The sequence below is a fragment of the Streptomyces sp. NBC_00464 genome, assembly GCF_036013915.1.
Classification (GTDB): domain Bacteria; phylum Actinomycetota; class Actinomycetes; order Streptomycetales; family Streptomycetaceae; genus Streptomyces.
The window spans coordinates 7506293-7532658 of the sequence record NZ_CP107899.1; the positions used below are offsets into that span (position 1 = coordinate 7506293).

Consider the following 26366-nt stretch of genomic DNA (forward strand, 5'->3'; position numbering starts at 1 on the left):
TGCGGAGTGCTCGGTGCCGTTTCGTACGGATGTGCTGCTGCCATGAGAGCAGCCACTCTAACCACCGGTTCCGCGCCCTTTGCCGGGGCGCGGTAACGGTGGTGTGAACGGCGCAGGTCAGGAGCGGGTCGGCTTCGGGACGACCGGGTCGGGCAGGCCGTCGTCGGCCGGTCGGATCCGGATGCTGCCGGTACGGCGGGGCTGGGCCCTGTGTCACCCAACGCCACGTGGGTCATCTCGATCTGCGCCGTACCCCTGGCCGCCCACCCGCGGCCCGGTGCCGGCCCTGTGCGCCGGCTCGTCAGTAGACGTCGCGTACATAGCGTTTGTCCGCGGCCAGGCGCCTGACGTAGGCGGCGGCTTCGTCGTGCTCCATGCCTCCGTGGGTGGCGACGATCTCCGTGAGCGCCCGGTCGACGTCCTTGGCCATGCGCGCCGCGTCGCCGCAGACGTAGAAGTGGGCCCCGTTGTGGAGCCACTGCCACAGGCGCGGGCCGTGTTCGCGCATCCGGTCCTGGATGTAGATCTTGTTGCGCTGGTCGCGGGAGAACGCGAGGTCGAGGCGGTCGAGGTGACCGGATGCCCGGTAGGCCTCCAGGTCCTCGCGGTAATAGAAGTCGGTGGCCTGGCGCTGTTCGCCGAAGAAGAGCCAGTTGGGGCCGGTGTGGCCGCGGGCCCGGCGGTCCTCGAGGAAGCCGAGGAAGGGGGCCACGCCGGTTCCGGGCCCGACCATGATCATGGGAGTGGCGGGGTCGGCGGGCGGGCGGAAGTGCGGGGAGCGCTGCACGAAGACCTGGACCGGGCCGTCGTCCGCGCAGTCGGCGAGGTAGGTGGAGCACACCCCCGTGCGGTCCCGGCCGACGTCGTTGGTGTAGCGGACGACGGAGACCGTGAGGCGGACCTCGCCGGGGTGGGCGAGCGGGCTGGAGGAGATGGAGTACAGGCGGGGCTGGAGCCGCTTGAGGACCCCCGCCCACTCCGCTGCCGAAGCCCGGACGGGGAATGCCGCGACGACGTCGGCCGCCTGGCGGCTCCAGCTCCACTTCGCGAGGGCGTCCTTGTTGTCGGGGCGCAGCAGGCGCTTCAGGTCGTGACTTCCGGTGCGGTCCGCTGTGAACTTGAGCAGCCCGGTGGTGATGCGGGCGATGTCCAGGCGGGTGCGCAGTGCTTCTTCCAGGGGGATGGGTGCGCTGTCGCCGAGGTCGACCGGCTCGGCGGGGTCGAGTCCGGTGAGGGCGAGCCATTCGGCGACGAGCGGCGTGCTGTTGGTCGGCCAGACGCCGAGAGCGTCGCCGGCGTCATAGGCGAGTTTGCCGTCACGGGTGTCGAAGGCGAACTGCCGGACCTCTTTCGCGGAACCGGGCAGGCTCAGCAGCCTGTTGCCGACGAGCAGGGTGGCGAAGGGGGATGCCTTGGTGTAGCCGGTCGGTACGGGCTTCGGTGAGGGCGCGGCGTCGGCCGGTGGGGCCTCGACGGTCGTGGTGACGGAGGGTGCGGTGGGCGTGAGCGCGGTCGTCGCGGCAGCGCCTGCGGTGACGGGTCGCAGATCGTCGGCTGCGGCCAGAGCGGTGATGACCTGGCCGAGCCACTGTTCGGCGGCCTCCTCGAAGTCGGGTTCGCAGTCGGTACGGGGGGCGAGCCGGGTGGCCCCGAGGGCGTCGAGGCGTTCGTCGAGCCGGCGGCCGTGGCCGCAGAAGTCGGCGTAGTCGGAGTCGCCGAACGCGAGGACCGCGTACCGGATTCCCTCCATCCGCCCGGCGTCCGGTTCGGACAGCGACTGCCAGAAGTCGGCGCCGTTGTCGGGGGCGTCCCCGTCGCCGAAGGTGCTGGTGACAAGAAGGAGGTCCGTGCCGGGAGTGAGATGTGCCGCGGACGCGTCGGCCATCGGGATCAGTGCGGGGGTGTGGCCTGCCCGGGTGAGGCGGGTGGCTGCGACCTCGGTGAACTCCTCGGCGTTGCCGGTCTGCGAGGCCCACAGGATGACCAGGCGGCGGGCCGGTCCGGCCGTGCCGGCGGCGGGTGCTCCGGCCTGTTCGGGCACGCGGGCGGGGGCCGTGGCAGTGGGCATGGCGGTACGGGAGAACATGCCGGCGAGGACCCCGTCGACCCACTGGGCGTGGCCCGGTTCGAACGGGGCGTCCGGCGGCAGGACGGGAACGCGTCCGTCGGGCGGCGTCAGGGCGAGACCGGAGAGGTAGCCGGACAGGTAGTGGCGTTCGTGCTCGACCAGGGGCGCGGGAGCGAAGTCGGTGATGCCGAACAGGGTGGCGAGCGCATGGACGGGGGAGACCGCGGCGGCCGATGCCGGCACGGGGGCGGGAGGCACGGGCGTGGTCTCCGGCCGGGTGCTCGGATGGGAGGCCGGTACGGGGGCGGCTGTCCTGGCGAGGGTGACGGCGCAGACCTTGAACTCGGGCTGGAAGGAGACCGGGTCGACGGCGTCGTTGGTGACGGCGTTGATGCTGAGGTATTCGCCGAACAGATCGTTCCAGTGGAACGGTGCGAAACAGTTGCCCGGACGTACGCGGTCGGTGACCACCGCGGGCAGGACGGCGCGCCCTCGGCGGGAGGCGACCTCCAGATGATCGCCCTCCGCGATCCCGAGGGCGTCGGCGTCCGCGGGGTGGACCTCCACGAACGGACCGGGGTTGAGCTTGTTGAGCTTGGCGACCTTGCCGGTCTTGGTCATCGTGTGCCACTGGTGCTGCAGGCGGCCGGTGTTGAGAACGAACGGGTAGTCGTCGTCGGGGAGTTCCGCCGCCGGGAGGTGCGGGCGGGCGAAGAACTGCGCGCGTCCGCTCGCGGTCGGAAAGGCCAGACGGGGGCGGGTGCCGTCCTCGCGCTCCAGCAGAGCCTGACTGATGCCGTCGTTGAGGTAGCGGATCGGGTTGCGGTCCGGGCCGTCGGCGGCCGCTGCCGGCCACTGGACCGGTGTGGCGCGCAGCCGCTCGTACGTCACGCCACGCAGGTCCCACCCCGTCCTGGGATTCCACGCCTGCTTGAGCTCCTCGAACACCTCCTCGGCGCAGGTGTACGTGAACCCTTCGGCGAACCCCATCTCGCAGGCGACCCGGGCGATCAGTTTCCAGTCGGGCAGCGCCTGCTCCGGCGGGTCGACGACGCCCTGGACGAGGGTGAGATTCCGCTCGGAGTTGATCATGATGCCGTCGGACTCCGCCCACAGCGTCGCGGGCAGTACGACATCGGCGTAGGCGTTGGTCTCGGTCTCGGCGAACACATCCTGGGTGATGACGAGTTCGGCGGCCTCCAGGCCGGCGATGACGGTCCTGCGGTTGGCGACCGAGGCCACGGGGTTGGTGCAGATGATCCAGCATGCCTTGATGTCACCGGCGGCCATCCGCTCGAACATCTCCACCGTGCCGCGACCGGCCTCGGTGCGCAGCGAGCCCTTCGGGATACTCCACAGGTTCTCGATGAAGGCGCGCTCGGCCTCGGCCAGGACGGAGCGCTGGCCGGGCAGGCCGGGGCCCATGTAACCCATGTCCCGCCCGCCCATGGCGTTGGGCTGGCCGGTGAGGGAGAGGGGTCCGGAGCCCGGGCGGCAGATGGCGCCGGTGGCGAGGTGCAGGTTGACGAGGGCGTTGGTGTTCCAGGTGCCGTGCGTGGACTGGTTCAGGCCCATGGTCCAGCAGCTCATCCACTGACCCGCCTCGCCGATCCACTGTGCGGCCTGCCGGATGTCGCTCTCGGGAATGCCGGTGATCTCCGCGACCTTCGCGGGCGGGTAGTCCCCGAGGAAGTCGGGGATCCCCTCCCAGCCCTCGGTGAACTCGGCGATGAACGCCTCGTCGGTGTGGCCGTTCGCGACCAGCAGGTGCAGCAGGCCGTTGAGCAGCGCGAGGTCGGTGCCGGGCTTGATCTGGAGGAAGAGATCGGCCTTGTCGGCGGTGGCGTTGCGGCGCGGGTCGACGACGATCAACCGGGCCCCGGCCGATTTGATCCGGTCCATCATGCGCAGGAAGAGAATCGGGTGGCAGTCGGCCATGTTGGCGCCGATCACGAAGAACGCGTCCGCGTGATCGAAGTCCTCGTAGGAGCCGGGAGGGCCGTCCGCACCCAGCGACAGCTTGTAGCCGGTTCCCGCGGAGGCCATGCACAACCGGGAGTTCGACTCGATCTGGTTCGTCCGGACGAAGCCCTTGGCCAGCTTGTTCGCCAGGTACTGCGCCTCCAGGGACATCTGTCCGGACACGTAGAAGGACAGGGCGTCCGGCCCGTGCTCGTCCAGGATCGCCCGCAGCCTGCCGGCCACGGACGCTATCGCCTCGTCCACGTGCGCCTCGGCGGGCTGGACGCCTCGCTCCGTGCGAACCAGGGCCCTGGCGGCACGCCCGGACGCGGCCATCATGTCCGCGCTCGTCGAGCCCTTGGTGCACAAGCGGCCGGCGTTGGTGGGATGGGCCTTGTCCCCGGAAGCCTTCGACGCACGCCGCCGGCCGTCGGCGGGGTCCCGGGTGATGTCGAGCACGATTCCGCAGCCGACCCCGCAGTACGAACAGACCGTACGGACACTGTCCTTCTTCGAGCCAGCTGGCACCGAACCTCCACTTTCCGGCCTGCATGCCGCTTGAGTGGGCCCGCGCGGTGTGCTGCGGCCGGCCCCTTGACCAGCACCGTAGAAAGATCCGGTTTCCGCTCGGTCACGCGCCGGGAGCGCCCGGGATTACGCCTCACGCACACGCCCCGGCGTCGGCATGTGAGGGCGCCGGCTCGTCCCGCCGCTGCGGCGCGCCCTCAGACCGGGTAGGCGTGGGTCTGTGTCGCCTTCACCGTCGCCCAGACTGCCGCGCCCGGGTGCAGATCGAGCTCGGCGGCGGCGACCGTGGTCAGGTCGGCGGCGAGCGGGAGCTCTCCGGTGAGGTCGGCGCGGATCTGGTCCCCGTGGGTCTCCAGGCCCGCGATCTCGCAGTGCCAGAGGTTGCGGGCGCTGGCGCCGGCGGGCCGGTCGCGGTGGAGGGTGACCGCGTTCGGCGGGAAGGCCACGAAGACCGGGCCGGACAGCGATTCCGTGGTGGTGATGCCGGGGCCGACGTCGAGGCGGACGGTGTGTCCGTCGGCTGTGCCCCGGTAGAGGTTCAGGCCGACCAGCTGGGCGATGTAGTCCGTCCGGGGATGACGGGCGATGTGGGACGGTGCGCCTTCCTGGACGACCCGGCCGTCCTCGACCACGACCAGACGGTCGGCCAGCACCATGGCGTCCAGTGGATCGTGCGTGACCAGGACGGCGACGGCCTCGAAATCGGCCAGGTGCCGCCGGAGTTGCGACCTGACCTCCAGGCGGGTGCGGGCGTCCAGCGCCGCCAAGGGCTCGTCCAGGAGCAGCAGGCGCGGTCGGGTGGCCAGTGCGCGGGCCAGGGCGACCCGCTGGGCCTGGCCGCCGGACAGCCTGCGTGGCTTGGCGCCGACGTGGTCCGCGAGACCCAGACGGTCGAGCCACTCGGCGGCCTGGGCCCGGGCCGCCGGTTTGGACACGCCGTGGCAGCGCGGTCCGAAGGCCACGTTGTCCAGGGCGGTGAGGTGTGGGAAGAGCAGATAGTCCTGGAAGACGACGCCGACCGGGCGGGATTCCGGCGGCGTACGGTCCAACGCCGCTCCGTCCAGCCGCAGATGGCCACCGGTGAGCGGTGTCAGGCCGGCGAGGGCCCGCAGGGCCGTGGTCTTGCCGGCTCCGTTGGGGCCGAGCAGCGCGACGACCTCGCCGGGCGCGGCGCTGAGCGTCACGTCGAGACGGAAGGCGCCGCGCTCGACGACGAGATGGGCATCGAGGCCCTCTTCGGATGCACCGGAGCGGGCGCTGCGGGTGGAATCGGGGGTCTGGGTCATCCTGCTGTCATCCAACGGTCGCGCAGGCCGGCCAGCACCGCGACGGACACGGCGAGCAGGACCAGGCTGAGGGCGATGGCCGCCTCCGGATCGCTCTGCAGCGCCAGGTACACGGCCAGCGGCATGGTCTGGGTGCGGCCGGGGAAGTTGCCGGCGAACGTGATCGTCGCACCGAATTCACCCAGAGCGCGGGCCCAGGCCAGCACGGCGCCCGCGGCGATGCCGGGCGCGATCATCGGCAGTGTGACCCGGCGGAACGCGGTGAAGCGGGAGGCGCCCAGCGTGGCGGCAGCCTCCTCGAAGCGAGGATCGGCGGCGCGCAGGGTGCCCTCGACGCTGATGACGAGGAACGGCATCGCGACGAACGCCTCTGCGATCACGACTCCCGCCGTGGTGAACGGCAGGGTGATCCCGAACCAGTCGTCCAGGGACTTCCCGACGATGCCGTTGCGGCCGAGCGCCATCAGCAGTGCCACACCGCCGACCACGGGAGGAAGGACGAGCGGCAGGGTGACGAGCGCCCGTACGAGGCCGCGGCCGGGGAACTCGACGCGGGCCAGCAGCCAGGCCAGTGGCACACCGATGACCAGACTCACCGCGGTGGCGGCCGTGGCGCAGATCAGCGACAGCTGGAGCGCCTGCCACACCTCGGCGCTGGTCAGCAGCTCGGGCAGGCTGCGCCAGGGAGCCCGTACGAGCAGGGCGACCAGCGGCACGATCAGGAACGCCAGGCCGAGCAGTGCGGGCACCAGAAGCGGCAGCGGCACGGCCCGGCTGCCGCCCGTCCGGACGCGCCGACGCTGCGGCTCGCCCGGGACGGGGCTGGTCGCGGCGCCGGACCTGTCGAGCTTCGTCACGGCTTGAGGAACCCGGCCCCGGTCAGGATCTCCTGGCCCCCGGAGGACTGCACCAGGGCGATGAACGCCTTGGCGGCCTCGGCGTTCTCCGTGTCCTTGAGCTGGACGATCGGGTAGTCATTGATGGCGTCTGCCGACTCGGGGAAGTCCACACCCTCCACCTTGTCACCCGCCGCGTGGACATCCGTCTTGTACACGACGGCCGCGTCGGCCTCCTTCAGCTCGACCTTGGTCAGGGCGGACTTCACGTCCTGCTCGTAGGAGACGGGGGTGAGCTTGAGCTTGCTGGCGTCGAGGGCCTTCTGGGCGGCCGCGCCACAGGGCACCTCCTTGTCGCAGAGGACCACCTTGAGGCCGGACTTGGTGAGGTCCTTCAGAGAGGCGATCTTGTCAGGGTTGCCCGGCAGAGTGGCGATCTCCAGTTGGTTGCGGACGAAGGTGGCGGGTGTGCCGGAGGCGCCCCCCGCGTCGGTGACGATCTTCATCGTCTTGGGACTGGCCGAGGCGAACACATCGGCGGGGGCGCCGCCGGTGATGCTCGCGGCGAGGGAGTCGCTGCCGCCGAAGCTGAAGGCGACCTTCGTGCCGGGGTGCGCCTTCTCGAACTGCTTGCCCAGGGCCGTGAAGCTCTCCTTGAGGGAGGCGGCGGCGAACACGGTGACCGTCCCGGACAGCTTGCCGGACGCGGAGGAGTCCGACGTCGCCGACGAGGTGTCGTCGGACGACGAACACGCGCTCAGCACCAGCAGGGCGGCGGTTCCTGCACCGGCCATCCGAAGAGTCCGGCGGGTCCGGCGCGCGGTACGGGTTATCACGGGTCTGCTCCCTCTTGTCCTGACGGACACATCACCTGCGGTCCTCGCGGACCGTGCACGGCTTCTCGACGACCACGTTGGCCGACTCGATCACGGCAATCACCGGAGCGCCGGGCTCCGGCTTCAGTTCCTCAACCGACTCGCGGTTGCCGGCGCCACCCGCCGGACCGGCCCGGCGGGTGCGCAGGTGCTGATGATACTTCCGCAGGTGCAAGGAAAAAGTCTCCTGTTGGTTTGCATGAGTCGGAATCATGATTGTCATGGCTGGTATGTGCGTTTGTACGGGGAGTGGGTCCGGGTACGGTCACCCGGGAGGTGGTAGCCCATGGGTCAGTCCCTCTCGGTAGCCGGTACGACCGCCGGCAGGGTGCCGGAGCTCGCCCTCGGCGGCGACCTGGCCCGGCGATCCGGCACCGTCCGGCCTGGGTCGACGCAGCCCTGTCATCCTTGACCTGACCGAGGAGGGCGTATGGCATTCGCGGAACACTTGGAACGGGCTGTCGGTGAGGTGGTCGGAGAGTTCCCGGCCGATGCCGGAATCTACGCCGTGACGTTCCGGATCGACAGTACCGATCAGGATCCGCGGTATCCGTACGTATCGGTCGGCTACGCGACCGAGGCCGATGCCGCGAAGTCGGCGCGGACGGCGTCGGACGCCTGGGAAGCGCGCTGGAGTCATGCGTACTTCCCCGAGACGGGGCTCGAAGGCGTGCGGGTCGTCGGGTGTGATCCGGAAGGTGCGGAGGCGCACCGGCGGGAGGCGGAGCGCCGGGGGCTCTGGTACGAAGGCGACGAAGAGCCGTACGGACGAGACGAGTTGCTGGTCGAATGGTTCTACGAGGTGTGCGTCGGAGTGGCTCGGCGCCTCCACGGGAGTGGTCGGATCGTGGAGGCGCTGGGGCGGCCGGTTCCGGTGATCCTCTACGACATGTTCGACCTGGACGCGATGTTCCGGCTGACCGCGGATGCCAATCCGGCCGAGCTCGTGTTGGAGTTCATGGCCGAGGACGCGGGTGCGGACCTGACCGTCGGATCCGGTGAATCGCCAGGGGCCTGATCGGGGGCGGATGTCCCGTGATACGTAGGTCGGTTCATGTTCTGGGCCGGCCATTCATTCCGGGTCGGTGGCTCCAGGACCGCCGGGGAGGTGTGCCGGGGAACTGCGGGCCTTCAGGGCCGCGACTTCGCTTCGTAGTTCGGCCAGCTCCCGGTGCAGTGCCTGGATGGCGACGATGGCCACCCCGTTGGCATCGGTGCAACAGATTGTCCGGTCGTTCTCACCGACCCCGAATGCCCGCCACCAGTCCTGTGCCATGGGGCCCAGATGGCGTACGTGCGGCGGGTCCCAGTGGTACCGCCATGTGCTGACCGGAAGCTGCACCACCTGCTCCAGCACCTGGTAACCATTGACCGGATCGCCGCCGCGCACCGCACCCGACACGGCATCGGACGCCAGACCGGCCGCGGAAGCACCCTGCCGCAGGCGCGTCCTGACCGGCGTGGACGTCCGGATCCTGGCCAGGGCCCCTCTCAACCGCCGGTAGCTCATCGCTCCCAGACCACCGCGGTAACCTCGGTCTTCAGTTCGCGATCCGAGAAGAGCAGGCTGCCCCCACCACCGCGGTTCTCGGGGCTGCTCACGGGCAGCTGGACCAGACCGCTGCCCACCCCGCTGCTGTAGGCCGTCACGCCAACTGCCGTGACCTCACGTTCCTTGTTGACCATCGTGGTGTCGTGAGCGGAGTTGCCGGCCGCCAGGATGTTCGTGCTCGCCATGGCCGGAACGCTCAATGCACCTACACCGGTGGCCGCCGTGGCTGTCAGCACCAGCAGGCGGCGGGTAACGCGTTTCGTGGGCATCAGGCATCCTTCCGGCCGGAACGCCGAGTGCGTCCGCGACACCCCTAACGGCGTAGTGATCGAAAGGACACGTAGCACGGTCTGCCCCGAGGAACCGGTCCTGACGGCTCAGTTACGGGTCGCCCAGAGGCGGATGCTCCCGTCGAAGCAGCCCACGGCGAGTGTCCGGCCGTCCGGGCTGAAAGCGAGCGCACGGACCCTCTCGGACCGCTCGGGCAGGATCAGGAGCTGCGCGCCGGAGCGGGCGTCCCGGACGATGACCGTGCCCCCGTGATCGCCGGACACGAGCAGCCTGCCGTCCGGGCTGTAAGCCAGCGCGGCCACATCGTCCGTGTGCCCGGTGAGGCGGCGGTGCCCCCGCCCGGTGCGCGCGTCCAGTACGTTGACCAGCCCCTTGTCCTCGGAGGCGAGCGGTGAGCAGACGGCGGCGATGCTGTGGCCGTCCGGGCTGAACGCGAGGAGACGGACCTGACCGTTCGGCTTGAGGGACCTGGGCCTGTGCGACTTGCCGGAACGCGAGTTCCAGCGGCGCACGTAGCCTTCGGTGCCGCCCGACACGAGGAGGCGGCCGTCGGTGCTGAACGCTGCCGGGCCCGTGGCCCCGGGCAGGTCGGTGATGTGCTTCGCGGTGTCCGCGTTCCAGAGGCGCAGCGCCGCGTAGCTGCCGACGGCGAGGGTGTGACCGTCCGGAGCGAACACCACGTCCGTGACGGTTCCCGTGTGCCCGGTGAGCTGGGCCCTGAGCGCGTCTGTGCGGCCGTCCCACAGACGTACCACCGGGCCTTCGCCCCCCGTGGCAAGCGTGCGGCCGTCGGGTGTGAACGCCAGGGAGTGGACGCGGTCTTCGGTGCCGGCAAGGCGACGGAGCACCTTGCCCGTGTTCGGGTCCACCAGACGGACGCCCGAGTGGCTGTGGCTGGTGGCGAGGGCCCGCCCGTCGGGGCTGAATGCCAATGCGTCGACACAACCGCCGGATGCGCTCTTCAGGGTGCGAAGCAGCCCGAACACCGGGCTCGCGGCGTCGTCCCGTGCCGGGTTCGCCGCGAGTGTGGGTGTCCGAGGTGTCCGGGGCCGCCGGCCGCGGTCGTGCCGGGAACCCCGCACGGATCCGGCCTCCGCGGTCGGCAGGGAGTCCCGGGTGGCCAACTCCGCCAGTTCCTCGGCCACTTCCCGGGTGTCCGGCCGGCGTACGGGATCCTTGGCCAGCAGCCCCATGACCAGCTTCTCCAACTCGCGCGGGATACCGGGGCGCAAGGCGCTGGGGCGTGGCGGGGCGACCTCCACGTGCTGGCGCATCAGCGCGTAGAGGGGCTGGTCGACGGGGAACGGGAGGACGCCCGTGAGCATCTCGAACATCACGACGCCCAGGGAGTAGAGATCGGTGCGCGCGTCCGCCGTCCGCCCCTGGTGCTGCTCGGGCGACATGTACGCAGGCGTACCGAGTACCGGACCCGTCGAGGTCAGTGTCTCGGACGTGTCGGCGACGCGGGCGATGCCGAAGTCGCAGACCTTCACGCGGTCGCCCGCCTGCACGAACAGGTTGGCCGGCTTCAGGTCGCGGTGGACCACCCCGTGCCGGTGGGCCGCCGCCATGGCATCGACCGTCTGGCTCGTCAGGTCCACCACACGGCTGAACGACAGGTGCCCCGGGTGCTCGCAAAGCAGCTGGGCCAGGTCGTGGCCGATCAGCAGTTCCATGACGATGAAGCGGTACGTGTCATGGCGGCCCGCGTCGTGCACCACCGTGATCCCCGGGTGGTGCAGCCCGGCAAGGATTTCGGCCTCCCGCTGGAAGCGCCGTTCCGACACGGTGTCCCGCGCGACGGGCATCACCTTGACCGCGACCTCGCGTCCCAGCACCGAGTCCCGGCCCAGCCACACCTCGCCCATGCCACCGCGGCCCAGCAGCCGGCGCAGCGTGTACCGGTCGGCAAGGGTCACCCCGGCCGTCGCCATCCCAGACTCCACCATCGGCTCCGTTTCGCAGGCTCCGTGCACCTCGGACATCGTGCGGCACCGGCCTTTCGACCGGTGACCATCCAAGCGTGTGACATCCGGCAGGTCGAGAGGATCGGATGACGCCGAGCGTGCGGGCGGGGCGGCGAAGGGGGAAGCGGATCGGTCAGGAAACGATGGAGTGCCGGTCCGATGCCGCGTGCTGCTCTCGCGCCCGGTGCGGTCAGGAGACGGTCATCGTTGCCCCGCGCGCCGTGTCGCCCGGAGTGCGCGGGCGGAGGAAGGACGTCGGTGGCAGACCGCCACCCGCCGGCCGGGCAGACCTGACGGTGGCCGGGTCGGTTGAGAGGAACAGCCCGGTGCCCCCGACGCCACCGTCCCAGGTGTTCCCCGTTGAACGGATGCCGTCGCCGAGCGCCGCGTCGCGCCCGTTGGCCACCGCCGCGTTGGCGTGTGCGAGCGCGGCGGCCGTGGGGAGGTGGAAGCCGTCGACCCCATTGCGGTAGGCCGTGTTACGGGTCAGCGCGATCCGGCCCGGATTCCCCTCGTCGTTGAAGCCGAGGCCGGTGTTGTCCCAGGCGGCGTTGTTCCGTACGACGTGGGCGACGGCGGCCCGGGTGCCGCCGCCGCCGAGGGTGAACCCGTTGCCGTTGCCCTGCCAGTCCGCGTCCTGCCACCGGTTCACGCCGTTGCCGAAGGACCAGTTGCTCTCCACCGTCACCGCACTGGTGAAGCCACCGAGGTCCAGGCCGTCGTTGGCGTTGTCGTACGTACGGCAGCCCCGCACCACGTTGCCCCCGCCCGAGCCGAACTTGATCGCCAGTCCGACCCCGCTGCGGCCGTGGTCCTCGGTGCCCCGGTTGGCGTAGAAGTCGCTGTCGAGAACGGAGTTGGCCACCGTCCCGCTGCCTCGAAGCGTGAGGCCGGATTCGGCGTTGTCGTGCAGGGACAGGCGCTCGAACACCGTGTGGGCGCAGCTGGTGCAGACGTACGCGTGGCTGGCGGAGCCGCGGATCTCCAGCCCCCGCACGGTCCACCAGCTCGCGGTCTGGGTGATCGTCCAGGACGGGGCGGGCAGAGCGGAGGCATCCAGTACCGGGCGTTCGCCCGGGTAGTTGGTGAGGGTGATCCGCTGCCGCGCGGTGCCCGGCGTGGAGATCTTCACCGGCGTGGTGGGCCGGTAGGTACCGCCGCGCAGATAGATGGTTCGGCCCGGCCGTACCCGGGACACCGCTTCACCGAGGGTGGCGAACGGGTGGTCGAGGCTGCCGTCGCCCGCGTCCGAACCGCCGGGAGCCACATAGAGGTCCTGGGCGACGACGTCGTTGCCGGCCGACGGCGTCCCCGCGCCGGGCTGTGCGGGCGTCGTGGCCGGGGGCGCCGGAGCGGCGTCGGGCGGAGAGGTCGGTGACTGCCACAGCAGGATGCCGACCGTCCCGGCCGCCAGGGCCGCCGCGGCTGCCGCAGCCGCCTTCGCGGCGACGGGGTGCAGAGCCTCGCGGACTCGGTCGAGGAGGGTGGGGGCGAGGGATCCGGCGGCTCCGGCGGACGCCGTCGTGTGCCGGAGCGCCGCGAGGAGCACAGCAGGCACGGCGACCAGCCCGATGCCGGGCAGCAGATTCTCCGGCGCGACGAGGCCGCGTGCGTGGGTGCCGCACTCCTCGCAGGTCCGCACATGGCGGGTGAGCCGCTTGCGCCACAGCGGGCTGCTCGTGCCGTCCCACTCCCGCGCCTCGGACCTGAGCCGGGGGCAGCGAGGCGCGGCCGCGAGCGCGTGGACCAGGGTGCGCGCGGCGTCGAGCCGCTCCTTCATCCGCTGGAGCCGCACGGCCGTGTGGTTGCGGTCGAGGCCGAGAGCCCCGGCGACCTCGGACCGTGTGAGGCGCCCCGCGGCCTCCTCCCAGTACAGGGCGAGAAGGCGGCGGTCGTCGGGTTCCAGCCAGCGGGTGGCATGGGACAGGTGCCGTCGCTGGCCGGTCAGTGCCAGCTCGGCGACCGTGCGCTCGGCGAAGTCGGGAAGCGGATCGGCCACGCTCTCGACATCCCGGCGGGACGGTGCCGCACTCGCTCCGCGCCGCTGGTGCTGCTGGATCTCGCGGTACGCGATGGTCACGGCCCAGGAGCGGAACCGTTCCGGCTCGCGGAGCTTCGGCAGACCCCGGACGATCCGCAGCATCGTCTCCTGGACGAGATCGTCGACGTCGGCATGCCCGTCGAGCGCCCGGCCGATGATGCCGTAGAGCAGGTCCAGGTGCAGGGCGACGAGTCGTTCCACTGCCTCCGGATCACCGCTCCGCGCGGCGTTCGCCAGGGAGGTGACGTCCTCCGCGGCATCGGAACGGCGCTCTGCCATGGTTTCCGCCCTACCGGTCATTCATCCGATCGATCATGCCGAGCGCCCGCATCGTGGCACAGCGTCGGGGGACTGTAAAGATCCGGTTGCGTGGTGCCGGCACCGTTCACCGGAGGCATGAACTTCCCCTCGTCAGCGCCCGGTCGGCCCGATGTGGAGCGAGGCTGCGGCGACCCGGGTGGCAGCCGGGTCGCTGGACCGCCGGAGGTGTCCCGGCCGCCCTGTCTCCCAATCGGTCCGCTCTTTCCAGAAGATTTCTCGGAGATTTCTGTTATCCCCTTCCGGCCCACGCATCTACCAGGACACCGCGGCCCTTCCCGCCGCGGCCGGCGCCGGGCGAAGCCGCCCGCGTGCCGCACCCGCTGTCCGAAGGAGCATCAGATGTGGCGTGAACCGGAGAACCGGCCCGGCCCCGGGGAGGGGCACCGGCACCGGAGAACCGCGACCCGTTTGGGTGCAGTGGTGGTGGCGTTCGTGCTGGGGGTGTGGGGCCTGTTGGCCGGTGGTGCGGTGTTTCCGGCTGCTGCTGCCGAGCTGCCGGCTGCGGGCGGGGTGTACCAGCTGGCGGTGACGAAGAGCGGTAAGTGCATTGACGTACCGGCTGCTTCGACGGCGAACGGTGCGTTGCTTCAGCAGTGGGGTTGTACGGCCGATTCGCCGTGGCAGCAGTTCACTCTCGCCTCGGCGGGCTCGGGTTCGTACCGGCTCGTCAATGTGCACAGTGGTAAGTGTGTGGACGTGCCGGACTTCTCCACGGCGAGCGGTGCCCGGCTTCAGCAGTACAGCTGTGCGGGGCAGACCAATCAGATGTGGACGCTGACCGCGAGCGGGTCGGGCACGTATCAGATCGTCAACGTGAACAGCGGTCTGTGCATCAGTGACCAGGGCGCCTCGACCACCAACGGCACCGCGATCATCCAGGAGACCTGCACCGCCAACAGCAACAAGCAATGGGCCTTCAAGCCCGTCTCCGGCACCCGCGACACGGTCGCCGCCGACGGCACGGGCACGTACACCACGGTGCAGGCGGCGGTGGACGCCGTGGGCACGGGCAACGCGAGCCGCGTGGTCATCACCATCAAGCCGGGCATCTACCGCCAACCCGTGAAGATTCCGGCCGACAAGCCCTTCATCACCCTCCAGGGCTCCGGCGATTCCCCCGACGACGTCCTGCTCGTCGGCAACCGCAACGCGGGGGACTACGGCACGGCGGGCAGCGCCACCGTTGTGGCACTCGGCCACGACTTCGCCGCGACCAACCTCACCATGTCCAACGACTTCGACGAGAACAGTTCGGACACCGGCGACCAGGCCCTCGCGCTGTATCTCGACGCCGACCGCGCGGTCCTGGACGACGTACGCCTCCTCGGTGACCAGGACACCTTCCTGGTGAACAACAACGCCCGCGTCTATGTATGGAATTCGTACGTGGAAGGCACGGTGGACTTCATCTACGGCGGCGGGATCGCCGTGTTCCACAACAGCCGGATCCACGAGAAGCGGACCACCGGCGGCCCGATCACCGCGGCCAGCACCCCGGCCGAGCGCGCCTACGGCTTCCTCTTCTACAAGTCGTCGGTCACCGGGGCCGTCGCGGGCACGACCCAGCTGGGCCGGCCGTGGCGTCAGGACGCCCAGGTCCTCTACCGCGAGTGCACCCTGTCCGCGGCCGTAGCCACCGGCCAGCCGTGGACGAACATGTCCACGAGCACCTGGCAGAACGCCAGGTTCCGCGAGTACCGCAACACCGGCGCCGGGGCCACCGTCAACGGCAACCGCCCGCAGCTCGCCGACGCGCAGGCGGCCTCGTACACCCCGCAGAAGTACCTGGCGGGCACCGACGGCTGGAACCCCGTCCGATGACACCGACTTCGTCGTTCCCGACGGCCGAGAAGAAGGAGCAGAACATGGCAGGAAGCAGAACGACCCGTTTGGGTGCGGTGGTGGTGGCGTTCGTGCTGGGGGTGTGGGGTCTGCTGGCCGGTGGTGCGGTGTCTCCGGCTGCTGCTGCCGAGCTGCCGGCTGCGGGCGGGGTGTATCAGCTGGCGGTGACGAAGAGCGGTAAGTGCATTGACGTACCGGCTGCTTCGACGGCGAACGGTGCGTTGCTTCAGCAGTGGGGTTGTACGGCCGATTCGCCGTGGCAGCAGTTCACTCTCGCCTCGGCGGGCTCGGGTTCGTACCGGCTCGTCAACGTGCACAGTGGTAAGTGTGTGGACGTGCCGGACTATTCCACGGCGAGCGGTGCCCGGCTTCAGCAGTACAGCTGTGCGGGGCAGACCAATCAGATGTGGACGCTGACCGCGAGCGGGTCGGGCACGTATCAGATCGTCAACGTGAACAGCGGTCTGTGCATCAGTGACCAGGGCGCCTCGACCACCAACGGCACCGCGATCATCCAGGAGACCTGCACCGCCAACAGCAACAAGCAATGGGCCTTCAAGCCGGCCGGGAGCGGCAGGGTCTGGTCCGACAAGGCGGACGGGTTCGCCTCGACTGGCGGCGGGACCACGGGCGGGGCGGCCGGGAGCACCGTCACCGTGACCACCTACGCCGACCTGGTCAAGTACTCCACCGCCTCCGCCCCGTACGTCATCAAGGTCGCAGCGGCCGTCACGGCCAGCCCGTACGGGCACGAGATTCCGGTGACGTCCGACAAGACGATCGTCGGCGTCGGCACGAAGGGCGAGATCGTGCACGGCGGCTTCTTCCTGGGCACCGGCGTCCACAACGTGATCATCCGGAATCTCACCATCCGCGACGCGCAGATGACCGACGACGACCCGGACGACAAGGTCTACGACTACGACGGCATCCAGATGGACACCGCCGACCACATCTGGATCGACCACAACCGGATCGAGCGGATGAACGACGGTCTCATCGACAGCCGGAAGGACACCAGCTACCTCACCATCTCCTGGAACGTCATGGGCTCGGAGAACAAGGCGCTCGGCATCGGCTGGACGGACAACGTCACGGCCCGGATGACCATTCACCACAACTGGATCCACGACACCAACCAGCGCAACCCGAGCATCGACAACGTGGCGCTCGCCCACCTCTACAACAACTACCTCCAGAACGTCACCTCCTACGGGAACCTGTCCCGTGGTGCCTCGAAGACCGTGGTGCAGAACAGCTACTTCGAGAACGTCGCCAACCCGTTCAACGTCGACACCTCGGCGGCGTCCCTGACGCAGTCGGGCAGCATCATGGTCGGCTGCACGGGGAAGCAGGTGACCAACGGCACGACGTTCGACCCGGGCAGCTACTACTCCTACGCCCTCGACCCGGCGAAGGACGTCCCCACCCTGCTCAAGCAGTACGCCGGACCGCAAGCCTCCATCGGCGGCTGAGCCCCACCGGCACCCTGCCCGCCCGTCTCCCGCGTCCGCGGAAGGCGGGCGGGTGTGGGGCCGGGGTCAGCCGCGCGGGGTCTGCGCCAGGAAGGCCGCCAGACCCTCCAGCAGCCGGTCGGTGTCCTCATCGCTGCTGTACGGGGCCAGGCCGATCCTCAGCCCTCCCGCGTCGCCGAGCCCCAGATGACGCGAGGCCTCCAGGGCGTAGAACGAGCCCGCGGGCGCGTCGACACCGTGCTCCGCCAGGAACCGAGAGGCGTCCGCCGCCGACCGTCCCGGGAAGGTGACCAGCAGCGTGGGGGTGCGTACGGCCGCGCGCGAGTGCACGACGACGCCGTCGAGAGCGGACAGACCCTTCTCGATACGGAGCCGCAGGGCGTCCTCGTGGGCCTCGATCTCCTCGAAGGCCGCGGCCAGCCGCTCCCGGCGGGTGCCGTCGACGCCCGCAGCGAGCGAGGCGAGGAAGTCCACCGCGGCCCGGGCCGCGGCCAGGAACTCGTACGGCAGGGTGCCCAGCTCCAGTCGCTCCGGGACCGCGTCGGTCGACGGCAGCAGCTTGTCGGGCCGCAGGGTCTCCAGCAGTTCGGGGCGGCTCGCCAGTACGCCCATGTGCGGGCCGAGGAACTTGTACGGGGAGCAGACGAGGAAGTCGGCGCCGAGCGCGTCCAGCCGGACGGAGGCGTGGGCCGCCAGGTGCACGGCATCCACGTGCAGAAGGGCGCCTGCCCGGTGGACGATCTCCGCGATCGCCGGGAGGTCGGGACGGGTGCCGATGAGGTTGGACGCCCCGGTGACAGCGACCAGGCGGGTCCGCGCGGACAGCACCTCGGCGAACCTGGCGGGCAGCAGCTCCCCGCTGTCCGGCTCGAAGTCGACCCACCGGACCGTCGCGCCGACGGCCTCCGCCGCCTGCACCCAGGGGCGGATGTTGGCGTCGTGGTCGAGACGGCTGACCACTACCTCGTCCCCCGGCCCCCAGCCCTTGGCCAGGGTCCGCGCCAGGTCGTACGTGAGCTGGGTGGAACTGCGTCCGAACACGATGCCACGAGGCTCCGCGCCCACCAGGTCCGCGAGCGCCGACCGCGCCCCGGTCACGATCGCCTCCGCGTTCCGCTCGCCCTCGTTCTGCGTGCCCCGTACGGCGAGCGGGCGGGACAGGGCGTCCACGATCGCGTCGATCACCGGTTGCGGAGTCTGGGTGCCACCGGGCGCGTCGAAACGGGCCGACCCGGCAGTCAGGGCCGGAATCTGCGCGCGGAGCGCTGGAACGTCGAGGGGCATGCGCGTTCTCCTGGGCATGAGCGAGGCTGGACCTGGACGGCCCGGGGGCGGCGGCTGCGGCTCCCGAAGGCGATCCTGCCCTGTGCGTGTACAGGGCACGCGGCCGGGGCGCCGACTGCGGTGTCGCCCGTTTCGTTGACGGAGGAATCGGCGCGATCCGGTGGTGCGGCCGGCGTTGCCTGGGGCAGGCTCATCTCCATGATCTCGGTAGTGCAGAACATTGCGATCGATTGTGCGGATGCCTACGCCCTGGCTCGGTTCTGGAGCGAGGTGGTGGGATGCCCACTGCATCCGGAGGACGAACCGGGTGCGGTGGAGACCGAGGTGATGCTGCCGGTGGGTCCGCTGCTGCACTTCAACCAGGTACCGGAGCCGAAGACGATCAAGAACAGGGTGCACCTGTGCCTGCGTCCGACGAGTTCTCGCGAGGAGGAGGTTGCGCGGCTGCTGGGTATCGGCGCCACCCTTGTCACTGATCGCCGGGAACCCGACGGCGCCGGCTGGGCGGTCCTGGCGGACCCTGAGGGCAATGAGTTCTGCGTGCTCCGCAGTGAAGCCGAGCGGGCGGCGATGCCCCCGTCCTGAGGTGGCCGAGGGCAGGCCGCTGCGCCGGTGTGCAGCGGCCTGCCGGCCTCAGAGCCCGGTGACCTTGGCGCTCGCCGACAGCTCGTAGACCAGGGTCACCGTGCGCCGGCCGCCGGGCGGAAGGGCGACGTCCCAGCGGGCGATGCCCTCGGCGTCGATCACGTCGGGTGGCGGGGAGCAGGATTCCTTGTGTACGCGTATGTTCACTGCCGCGACTTCGGAGACGGGGACGCGCTCCCGAAGCGCGACCACCCGGTCGCCGTGCTCGCCGGGGGCGGAGAACCGGGACAGGTGCAGCCGGACCGTGCGAGTGACCACGGTCCGCTGGGTGAGGGCGGCCACGTCGCGGGACTCCGTCGCGCGGCGGACCACCCGGTAGTCGTCGCGGCTGCCGAAGGCCAGTTCGGCAGGGGCGCCGGGGGCGGTGAAGTCCAGGGTGCCGCGGCCGCTGAATCCGTTGCCGCGGACCAGGTCCACAGGTCCGGCGAGCAGCGCGTGGCCGGACAGGTTGTCGAACCGCACCACCTGGGTGACCAGGGGAGACAACTCCGGTGAGCAGGCGTACTCGCTGGGCGCGGTCGCCGTGAACGCGGAGAGGCGCACCCGGTGGGCGCGGCCGTCACCGGGTACGGAGACCGGTGTGGGGGACTTCAGCACCCGCGCCTCGCCGCCGTCGTCCACCCCCGGCAGCCCGAGCACCGAGGCCGGCCCGAGGTCTCCGATCTCCTCCTCGCGCAGTTCGACGTCGACCGTGCGGCGCTCCGCCGCGGAGCGGTCCTTGAGCGTCAGCCGGTCCTCGTCCAGCCGTGGCGGCTCGGCGGCCAGTGCCGAGCGGGCCGTTGACAAGGTCAGCCGTACGCCGGACCAGTCCTCACCGGTGCGCTGCCAGACCATCGCGTCGGTCTCCAGGGTCAGCGAGTCCCCTTCGAGCACGGCCCGGTAGGCGGGGCGCCACAGCGCACACGGGGTGAGGTGGCTCAGGCGCAGCCCGACGGGCCCGGCGACCGCGGCCTCCACGGTCAGCTCGATATGAGCGACCAGCTCGGCCGGTTCCTCCTCCGAGAGATGCAGTGTTCGCCGGACGTCCGTGAGTTCGGCGGTAAGAGAGGTCAATCGGGCCTCCAACGCGCGGAGTTGCTCACCGTGCGTGTCGCGCTCGGTGTCGACCCGGTCCAGCTCGTGGGCCCAGCGCTCCCGCTCCGACTCCCCGGATCCGGCGCCTTCGCCGATCTCCCGCAGCAGATCGGCGGCGAGGCGGCCGAGCAGGTCCAGGCGGGCGTGGAGCCGGTCGCGTCGCTGTCCCAGGGCCAGTTGCTCATCTTCGAGGGTGTGTACGCGCCGGCGCAGAGCGGAGTCGTCGGCCGTGGAGGACGACGGATCGCGCGGCGTCCAGCTACGGACGATCCGCACGTCGAGCACGGTCGCGGGGTGATCGGAGGCCAGCTCGGCATGGAGGGTCCGGTCGACGGCCAGCGCACTGACCGGCCCCAGACGCAGCCGCTGGACCCCGGCCTCCAGGTCGAGCACGGCGGCGCGCTCGACGTGGGCGCGATCCTCCAGGCAGGTGACGGCGGTGACGGGAAGGGCGACCGGGTTCGGCTTCGGTTCCGTGGACATGGGGTGAGTCAGCTCCTGCGGTTGCCGCCGACCAGGGCCTTGCCGGTCGGGATGCGGATCTCGTAGCCGCCGTCGAGAGCGGCAGTGGCGCCTGCGGGCAGATCCAGCCGCCAGAGCCGGGTGCCCGGGGCGTGCCGGTCCGGGCCCGCGCCGTCGTCGGGTGCGGTCCAGTCGGCCCGTTCCTCGATCCTGACGTCCGGTTCGGAGGTGACCGGCACCCGCTCGTGGACCTCCACGGTGACGGGCCTCGCGAGCCGGTTGGCCAGCTCCACGTGGACGCGGTGGTCGAGCACGGTGGTGTTGTTGCGCAGACCCGCGGTCGACTCGTGCACGCTCGTACGGTGTGTCACCCGGATGCCCTCGGCCGGCCCGAGCCCCACCCGGCGGACACCGCCGGGGGCCAGCGTGGGCAGCGCGGTGGTCAGCAGGAACTCGTCGTCGACGGTGACCTCCACCGGGCCCGCCAGCAGCGCCTGGTCGGTGGCGTTGGAGAGCAGCAGCGTGGCGTACACGACCTGCTCCACGGACGGAACGCAGAGGTACTCGGTGCGCAGTCCGACCGGGATCTCGCCGACGGTGACGGTGTGCCAGGTGCCGTCCGACGGAATGTCGGCGCGCGCGGTGGCATCGAAACGGTGGTCGAAGGATCCCGCCGACTCGCGGGGCCGCACGGCCTGTCCGGGCAAGGGCAGCGAGGCCACCGACTCGGCGCGGCGGCGGTACTCGGCCGCCACCGGGTCGAAGGAGGATCCGGGGAACAGTCGGCCTCTGCGACCACCCTGCTCTTCCGGGCCGCACAGCGTGAGGGCGGCGTAGTCGAGCTCGGCGCCGCTCGGCTGCGGCGGGCCGGCCACCGGGGCCGGAGGGGGCGGCGCGGCCATTCCGGGAGCCGGGGGCGCGGGGGCGTCTGCGACGGGGCTGCCGCCGGATCGCGTCCTGTTGCGGGGCAGGCCTGTTGCCGGCTGCGCGAGGGCAGGCATCCCGCTGCCGTAGGCCGCCGGCGGAGCGCCGCCCGGCGCCGCCGGCATCGGCGGGGGAGGCGGCGGACCGGGACGGTACGCGGATCCGCCCGCTGCGCCCACGGGTGCGGCGCCGGCCCCGACAGCCACGGGTCCGGTGGTCCTCTCCGGGGCGGGGCCCGCCGCGTCGTATCCGCTGAACAGGTCGACGAGTCCCGCCGGGGGTTCGCGCCAGCCGGAGGGCGCGGGGGCGGGCTGACTGCGGCCGATCCGGACCGAGCGGAGCCTCGGCAGGTCGGTGCGGCGCCGAAGGTCGGCGGTGGCCAGGGCGATACGTACGCCGGTCCAGTCCTCGCCCGTCCGCTGAGCGACCGAAGCACGCAGCACCAGCCGGCCGCTGCCGTCTCCCTGACGGTGAGCGAGGCGGTACGCAGGCACCCAGACAGCGCCGGGTACCCCGTATTCCAGCTCCAGTTCCACCTCGGCGCCGCCCGCGGCACCGGCACCGTCGAGCGTCAGGAGTGCGCAGACCGTGGTCTCCACGTGCGCTGACGGCGCGTCGGTGGAGCCGCGCTCGAACCTGTCCGTGGCGACCGTGAGCTCGTGCTCGGCGGTGCGCAGCGCCTCCTCCAGCTCGGCGAGGCGGTCGTGCAGCCCCGTCAGCCGCTCGTCGACGAAGTCGGCGAGCCCCAGCCATGCGTCGACCGGGGTGCGGCGGTGCGGGTCCTCGCGTTTGCGGGCAGGCGGGACCGGGTGAAGAGCCCTGACCTCCTCGATCACGCTCAGCTGTCGGTCCCGGCGTGCCCGCGCCGCGGCGTACGCGTCGCTCAGCCGCTCGTATGCGCGCCGCAACGTGTCCGGCGCGTCCGCGCCCGGCAACTCGGCCTCGACTTCCACCCGGGCCTCGGTGACCCGCACCCCTGGGGCGCCCACGACCTGGACCCGCAACGAGCCCGGGTCCAGCGACCGGGGCAGCCCCGTCACCCGCACCCGGCCGTCGGACGGCACGCCGCCCCGGGCCAGGCGGCGGCAGAGCGCGCCCTGTGCGTACACCACGACGGAATCGAGGGTCGATCCCCACCTCTGTGCTGCTTCAGCCGTCATGCGCTCCGCCCCCGCCGCGTCCATGGTCAGCGAATCCTACGCCCGGGGCCGACTGCTCGTCGGCGTCACCGAGGAGGGGCCGCAGCCCGGGCACAGGCCCCGGTAGGTCACCTCCGCCGCGGAGACGGTGAAGCCGAACCGTTCGGACTCCGGCAGTTCCGCCAGGAGATCGCCGGCGGGATGGACGTCCCGGATGATGCCGCAGCCGGAGCACACCAGGTGCTGGTGGGGGTGGTGGGCGTTCGGGTCGTAGCGCTTGGCGCGGCCGTCGGTGGCCACCTCGGTCACCTCGCCCAGCGCGACGAGCTCGCCGAGGGTGTTGTACACGGTGGCGCGGGATATCTCCGGCAGCCGGGAGGTGGCGCGTGCGAGCACTTCGTCCGCGGTGAAATGGACGTGTTCGCCGGCGAGCACCTCGGCAACCACCCTGCGCTGAGCGGTCATCCGCCAGCCACGTGCGCGAAGCCGTTGCAGCAGGTCACTCATGCCCACCAGCCTAACTGTGCGTTGTCCGACGAATGGATCCGTACACGCCTGTCGTTCGTATTGACTTGGACTATGTCCATCGTAGGATCGGTTCCGGCCAACAGCCAAGGGACAGGACAGCAGCGCGGAAAAGTACGTACGTCAGGAGACGGGGCCGCCGGCCCCGGCATCCCGGCCCGGCTCTTCCACCGTCCGAAGTTCCTCAGCACCGCGATCCGCCCCGTCCGGAAGGATTTCCATGACTGAGAACCACGACGCGATCGTCACCGACCCGAAGGCAGAGGAGACCGGCGGCTGCCCGGTCGCGCACGGTCGCGCGCCGCACCCGACCCAGGGCGGCGGCAACCGCCAGTGGTGGCCGGAGCGGCTCAACCTGAAGATCCTCGCCAAGAACCCCGCCGTGGCCAATCCACTCGGTGAGGAGTTCGACTACGCCGAGGCGTTCAAGAGCCTCGACCTCCCGACGGTGAAGCGGGACATCGCCGAGGTGCTGACGACGTCGCAGGACTGGTGGCCCGCCGACTTCGGCAACTACGGCCCGTTCATGGTCCGGATGGCCTGGCACAGCGCCGGCACCTACCGGATCAGTGACGGGCGCGGCGGCGCCGGAGCCGGTCAGCAGCGCTTCGCCCCGCTCAACAGCTGGCCGGACAACGCGAGCCTCGACAAGGCCCGCCGACTGCTGTGGCCGGTCAAGAAGAAGTACGGCAAGAACCTCTCGTGGGCCGACCTCATCGTCCTCACCGGCAACGTCGCCCTGGAGACGATGGGCCTGGAGACCTTCGGCTTCGGCGGCGGCCGGGCGGATGTGTGGGAGCCCGACGAGGACGTCTACTGGGGCCCCGAGACCACCTGGCTGGGCGACGAGCGCTACACCGGTGACCGGGAGCTGGAGAACCCCCTCGGCGCCGTGCAGATGGGCCTCATCTACGTCAATCCCGAGGGCCCCAACGGCACCCCGGACCCGATCGCCGCGGCCCGCGACATCCGGGAGACGTTCCGCCGCATGGCGATGAATGACGAGGAGACGGTCGCCCTGATCGCGGGCGGACACACCTTCGGCAAGACGCACGGTGCGGGCCCGGCGGACAACGTCGGCCCCGACCCCGAGGCCGCCCCGATCGAACAGCAGGGCCTCGGCTGGAAGAGCACGTACGGCACCGGCAAGGGCGCCGACACCATCACCAGTGGTCTCGAAGGCATCTGGACCGACACCCCGACCACCTGGGACAACAGCTTCTTCGACATCCTCTTCGGCTACGAGTGGGAGCTGTTCAAGAGCCCCGCGGGCGCCCACCAGTGGCGGCCGAAGGACGGCGCAGGCGCGGGTACGGTCCCCGACGCGCACGACCCGTCGAAGACCCACGCGCCGACGATGCTGACGACGGACCTCTCGCTCCGGCTCGACCCCGCCTACGAGGAGATCTCGCGGCGCTTCCACCAGAACCCCGACCAGTTCGCCGACGCCTTCGCCCGCGCATGGTTCAAGCTGACGCACCGTGACATGGGTCCGGTCGTCCGTTACCTCGGTCCGGAAGTCCCGGCGGAGACCCTGGTGTGGCAGGACCCGCTTCCCGCCCGGACGCACGAGCTGGTCGACGCGGCGGACATCGCCTCCCTCAAGGCGCAGGTCCTCGCCTCGGACCTGTCAGGGTCCGAACTCGTCTCCACCGCGTGGGCGTCCGCCTCGTCCTTCCGTGGCAGTGACAAGCGGGGCGGCGCCAACGGCGCACGCATCCGCCTCGAACCGCAGAACGGCTGGGAGGTCAACGACCCGGACCGGCTGGCGACGGTGCTGCGCACCCTCCAGGGGATCCAGGAGTCCTTCAACTCCGCCCAGTCGGGCGGCAAGCAGGTCTCCCTCGCCGACCTCATCGTGATCGCGGGTGCCGCGGCCGTCGAGAAGGCCGCCGGGGACGCCGGCTTCGCCGTCGAGGTCCCCTTCACCCCGGGCCGCGTCGACGCGTCGCAGGAGCAGACGGACGTGGAGTCGTTCGTGGAACTGGAACCGTCCGCCGACGGATTCCGCAACTACCTCGGCAAGGGCAACCGGCTCCCCGCCGAGTACCTGCTGCTCGACCGGGCGAACCTGCTGACCCTCAGTGCCCCCGAACTGACGGTCCTCGTCGGCGGTCTGCGCGTCCTGGGCGCCAACTACCAGCAGTCGTCACTCGGTGTCCTCACCGAGACGCCCGGGGCACTGACCAACGACTTCTTCGTCAACCTGCTCGACCTGGGCACGACGTGGAAGGCCACGTCCGACGACGCGAGCACCTTCGAGGGCCGCGACGCCGCCACCGGCCAGGTCAAGTGGACCGGCAGCCGCGCCGACCTCGTCTTCGGCTCGAACTCCGAGCTGCGCGCGGTCGCGGAGGTCTACGCGAGCGACGACGCGAAGGAGAAGTTCGTCAAGGACTTCGTCGCCGCGTGGGACAAGGTGATGAACCTGGACCGGTTCGACCTGGTCTGAGCGTGACATCCGGGCCGGCCCCACGCGGGCCGGCCCGGGACCGCCACCGGGCTACCCGAGCCGGGCGGGTGCCCGCCCGGATGGCAGGAGGGGGGAACCGTCCGGCGGTGCAGGCTGCGCGCCGAGGGTCATTGCGCCTGGGACATCTGCCAAACCGTCAGCTCGAAGTTGAGCGGTGGCAGAGATCCGCTTCCCTTGCCGACGTACCGAATCCACGCCACGTTCTCGTCGTCGGACACAATGCAGAATGCGTCACCGGGCTTCAGGTCGGAATGATCGAGTTCGCCGATCGCGCTGCGCTCGGCATCCTGAATGCATTCTTCCGCGCTGCTCGGGCGCTGGGCAGATGATTTCCCGACGAAGGCGTCGTTGTCCGCCTTCAACTGACCCCAGGTGGAGTCGTATACGAGTTCCGCGCCATCCTTTCCGCCACGACTGGCTCTGATCCTGTCGATGTCCAACTTGCCCGGAGCGTACGTGTCCGGCTTGGGCAGGCTGATGGCGACCCGATCTGCCTTGATCGCGTACGCGGGCAGCGGAGACTCGGCAACCGGCGAGACGGACGCCTCGGACGGCGGAGCCGAAGTGGCTCCCGCGGGCGAAGGAGTCGGCGTCGTCGGTACCTGCGCCGATGGTGACGCCGCAGCCGGCCCGGGACTCGCCTTGTTCGAGCCGTCAGGCTGGAACAGTCCGGTCACGACAGCGGCAGTGACCGCCGCCGCGAAGGCTGCCACCCCGCCGATGACGGCCACGAGTATCTTGATCTTCTCTTCCCTGGGAAGAGCTCCGAACCTCGCCGCCGGCGTCCGCCTTGCAC

At 70.8% G+C, this 26366-nt stretch carries 19 protein-coding genes; 5 read left to right on the forward strand and 14 right to left on the reverse strand.

Going from position 1 to position 26366, the window contains the following annotated elements; all coding sequences use genetic code 11:
• Nucleotides 1–301: 301 nt before the first annotated feature.
• The 5 genes from OG912_RS33770 to OG912_RS33790 form a co-directional block, all read right to left on the reverse strand.
• On the reverse strand, nt 302–4558 hold the full coding sequence (locus OG912_RS33770) for a bifunctional nitrate reductase/sulfite reductase flavoprotein subunit alpha (RefSeq protein ID WP_327712611.1): 4257 nt from the start codon (nt 4556–4558) through the stop codon (nt 302–304).
• A 197-nt stretch (nt 4559–4755) separates the two neighbouring features.
• The gene (locus OG912_RS33775; protein WP_327712612.1) at nt 4756–5844 is read right to left on the reverse strand and encodes an ABC transporter ATP-binding protein; all 1089 of its coding nucleotides are present in this window, start codon (nt 5842–5844) and stop codon (nt 4756–4758) included.
• On the reverse strand, nt 5841–6701 hold the full coding sequence (gene modB, locus OG912_RS33780) for a molybdate ABC transporter permease subunit (RefSeq protein ID WP_327712613.1): 861 nt from the start codon (nt 6699–6701) through the stop codon (nt 5841–5843). The genes OG912_RS33775 and modB overlap by 4 nt, the downstream gene beginning before the upstream one ends.
• A complete protein-coding gene (gene modA, locus OG912_RS33785; RefSeq protein ID WP_327713606.1) occupies nt 6698–7513 on the reverse strand; it encodes a molybdate ABC transporter substrate-binding protein in 816 nt (271 codons plus the stop codon). The genes modB and modA overlap by 4 nt, the downstream gene beginning before the upstream one ends.
• Nucleotides 7514–7547: 34 nt before the next feature.
• Nucleotides 7548–7730, reverse strand: coding sequence for a hypothetical protein (locus OG912_RS33790; RefSeq protein WP_327712614.1), 183 nt, complete (start codon nt 7728–7730; stop codon nt 7548–7550).
• Between the two features lie 255 nt (nt 7731–7985).
• Here OG912_RS33790 and OG912_RS33795 point away from each other — a divergent pair, with 255 nt between their 5' ends.
• Complete coding sequence (locus OG912_RS33795; RefSeq protein ID WP_327712616.1) at nt 7986–8573, forward strand: hypothetical protein; 588 nt, start codon at nt 7986–7988, stop codon at nt 8571–8573.
• 54 nt (nt 8574–8627) lie between these two features.
• Here the strand turns inward: OG912_RS33795 and OG912_RS33800 are convergent, their stop codons facing one another.
• The 4 genes from OG912_RS33800 to OG912_RS33815 all read right to left on the reverse strand — a co-directional run bounded on the left by OG912_RS33800 (nt 8628) and on the right by OG912_RS33815 (nt 13685).
• Nucleotides 8628–9065 carry a tail fiber domain-containing protein gene (locus OG912_RS33800; protein ID WP_327712617.1) on the reverse strand — a complete coding sequence of 146 codons (438 nt, stop codon included), beginning with the start codon at nt 9063–9065 and terminating at the stop codon, nt 8628–8630.
• Nucleotides 9062–9376 (reverse strand): hypothetical protein, encoded by a 315-nt coding sequence (locus OG912_RS33805; protein ID WP_327712618.1) that lies wholly within the window; start codon nt 9374–9376, stop codon nt 9062–9064. The genes OG912_RS33800 and OG912_RS33805 overlap by 4 nt, the downstream gene beginning before the upstream one ends.
• A gap of 108 nt (nt 9377–9484) precedes the next feature.
• Nucleotides 9485–11332, reverse strand: coding sequence for a WD40 repeat domain-containing serine/threonine protein kinase (locus OG912_RS33810; RefSeq protein ID WP_327712620.1), 1848 nt, complete (start codon nt 11330–11332; stop codon nt 9485–9487).
• Between the two features lie 223 nt (nt 11333–11555).
• The gene (locus OG912_RS33815; protein WP_327712621.1) at nt 11556–13685 is read right to left on the reverse strand and encodes a sigma-70 family RNA polymerase sigma factor; all 2130 of its coding nucleotides are present in this window, start codon (nt 13683–13685) and stop codon (nt 11556–11558) included.
• A 381-nt stretch (nt 13686–14066) separates the two neighbouring features.
• Here OG912_RS33815 and OG912_RS33820 point away from each other — a divergent pair, with 381 nt between their 5' ends.
• Both OG912_RS33820 and OG912_RS33825 read left to right on the forward strand, forming a co-directional pair.
• Nucleotides 14067–15548, forward strand: a complete 1482-nt coding sequence (locus tag OG912_RS33820; protein WP_327712622.1) for a pectinesterase family protein — start codon at nt 14067–14069, stop codon at nt 15546–15548.
• Nucleotides 15549–15592: 44 nt separating this feature from the next.
• A complete protein-coding gene (locus tag OG912_RS33825; protein WP_327712623.1) occupies nt 15593–17044 on the forward strand; it encodes an RICIN domain-containing protein in 1452 nt (483 codons plus the stop codon).
• Nucleotides 17045–17110: 66 nt separating this feature from the next.
• Here OG912_RS33825 and OG912_RS33830 read toward each other — a convergent pair whose 3' ends face one another.
• Nucleotides 17111–18328, reverse strand: a complete 1218-nt coding sequence (locus OG912_RS33830) for a cysteine desulfurase-like protein (RefSeq protein ID WP_327712624.1) — start codon at nt 18326–18328, stop codon at nt 17111–17113.
• 198 nt (nt 18329–18526) lie between these two features.
• Here OG912_RS33830 and OG912_RS33835 point away from each other — a divergent pair, with 198 nt between their 5' ends.
• Entirely contained in the window at nt 18527–18913 is a 387-nt protein-coding gene (locus OG912_RS33835) for a VOC family protein (protein ID WP_327713607.1), read from the forward strand.
• A gap of 48 nt (nt 18914–18961) precedes the next feature.
• Here the strand turns inward: OG912_RS33835 and OG912_RS33840 are convergent, their stop codons facing one another.
• The 3 genes from OG912_RS33840 to OG912_RS33850 are packed head-to-tail and all read right to left on the reverse strand — an operon-like array spanning nt 18962 to nt 23079.
• Nucleotides 18962–20530, reverse strand: coding sequence for a mucoidy inhibitor MuiA family protein (locus tag OG912_RS33840; RefSeq protein ID WP_327712625.1), 1569 nt, complete (start codon nt 20528–20530; stop codon nt 18962–18964).
• An 8-nt stretch (nt 20531–20538) separates the two neighbouring features.
• On the reverse strand, nt 20539–22593 hold the full coding sequence (locus tag OG912_RS33845) for a DUF4139 domain-containing protein (RefSeq protein WP_327712626.1): 2055 nt from the start codon (nt 22591–22593) through the stop codon (nt 20539–20541).
• Nucleotides 22594–22629: 36 nt separating this feature from the next.
• Entirely contained in the window at nt 22630–23079 is a 450-nt protein-coding gene (locus OG912_RS33850) for a Fur family transcriptional regulator (RefSeq protein ID WP_327712628.1), read from the reverse strand.
• 238 nt (nt 23080–23317) lie between these two features.
• Here OG912_RS33850 and katG point away from each other — a divergent pair, with 238 nt between their 5' ends.
• On the forward strand, nt 23318–25549 hold the full coding sequence (gene katG, locus OG912_RS33855) for a catalase/peroxidase HPI (RefSeq protein ID WP_327712629.1): 2232 nt from the start codon (nt 23318–23320) through the stop codon (nt 25547–25549).
• A 128-nt stretch (nt 25550–25677) separates the two neighbouring features.
• On the opposite strand, the gene OG912_RS33860 is transcribed toward katG, so the two are convergent.
• Complete coding sequence (locus OG912_RS33860) at nt 25678–26301, reverse strand: hypothetical protein (RefSeq protein ID WP_327712631.1); 624 nt, start codon at nt 26299–26301, stop codon at nt 25678–25680.
• Nucleotides 26302–26366: the final 65 nt, after the last annotated feature.

Bases quoted from the DNA above. Each gene is read 5' to 3' on its own strand.
- OG912_RS33775 (WP_327712612.1), bottom strand. From the start codon at position 5,844: ATGACCCAGACCCCCGATTCCACCCGCAGCGCCCGCTCCGGTGCATCC.
- OG912_RS33795 (WP_327712616.1), top strand. From the start codon at position 7,986: ATGGCATTCGCGGAACACTTGGAACGGGCTGTCGGTGAGGTGGTCGGA.
- OG912_RS33800 (WP_327712617.1), bottom strand. From the start codon at position 9,065: ATGAGCTACCGGCGGTTGAGAGGGGCCCTGGCCAGGATCCGGACGTCC.
- OG912_RS33805 (WP_327712618.1), bottom strand. From the start codon at position 9,376: ATGCCCACGAAACGCGTTACCCGCCGCCTGCTGGTGCTGACAGCCACG.
- OG912_RS33810 (WP_327712620.1), bottom strand. From the start codon at position 11,332: ATGGCGACGGCCGGGGTGACCCTTGCCGACCGGTACACGCTGCGCCGG.
- OG912_RS33815 (WP_327712621.1), bottom strand. From the start codon at position 13,685: ATGGCAGAGCGCCGTTCCGATGCCGCGGAGGACGTCACCTCCCTGGCG.
- OG912_RS33820 (WP_327712622.1), top strand. From the start codon at position 14,067: ATGTGGCGTGAACCGGAGAACCGGCCCGGCCCCGGGGAGGGGCACCGG.
- OG912_RS33825 (WP_327712623.1), top strand. From the start codon at position 15,593: ATGGCAGGAAGCAGAACGACCCGTTTGGGTGCGGTGGTGGTGGCGTTC.
- OG912_RS33830 (WP_327712624.1), bottom strand. From the start codon at position 18,328: ATGCCCCTCGACGTTCCAGCGCTCCGCGCGCAGATTCCGGCCCTGACT.
- OG912_RS33835 (WP_327713607.1), top strand. From the start codon at position 18,527: ATGATCTCGGTAGTGCAGAACATTGCGATCGATTGTGCGGATGCCTAC.
- OG912_RS33840 (WP_327712625.1), bottom strand. From the start codon at position 20,530: ATGTCCACGGAACCGAAGCCGAACCCGGTCGCCCTTCCCGTCACCGCC.
- OG912_RS33845 (WP_327712626.1), bottom strand. From the start codon at position 22,593: ATGACGGCTGAAGCAGCACAGAGGTGGGGATCGACCCTCGATTCCGTC.
- OG912_RS33850 (WP_327712628.1), bottom strand. From the start codon at position 23,079: ATGAGTGACCTGCTGCAACGGCTTCGCGCACGTGGCTGGCGGATGACC.
- katG (WP_327712629.1), top strand. From the start codon at position 23,318: ATGACTGAGAACCACGACGCGATCGTCACCGACCCGAAGGCAGAGGAG.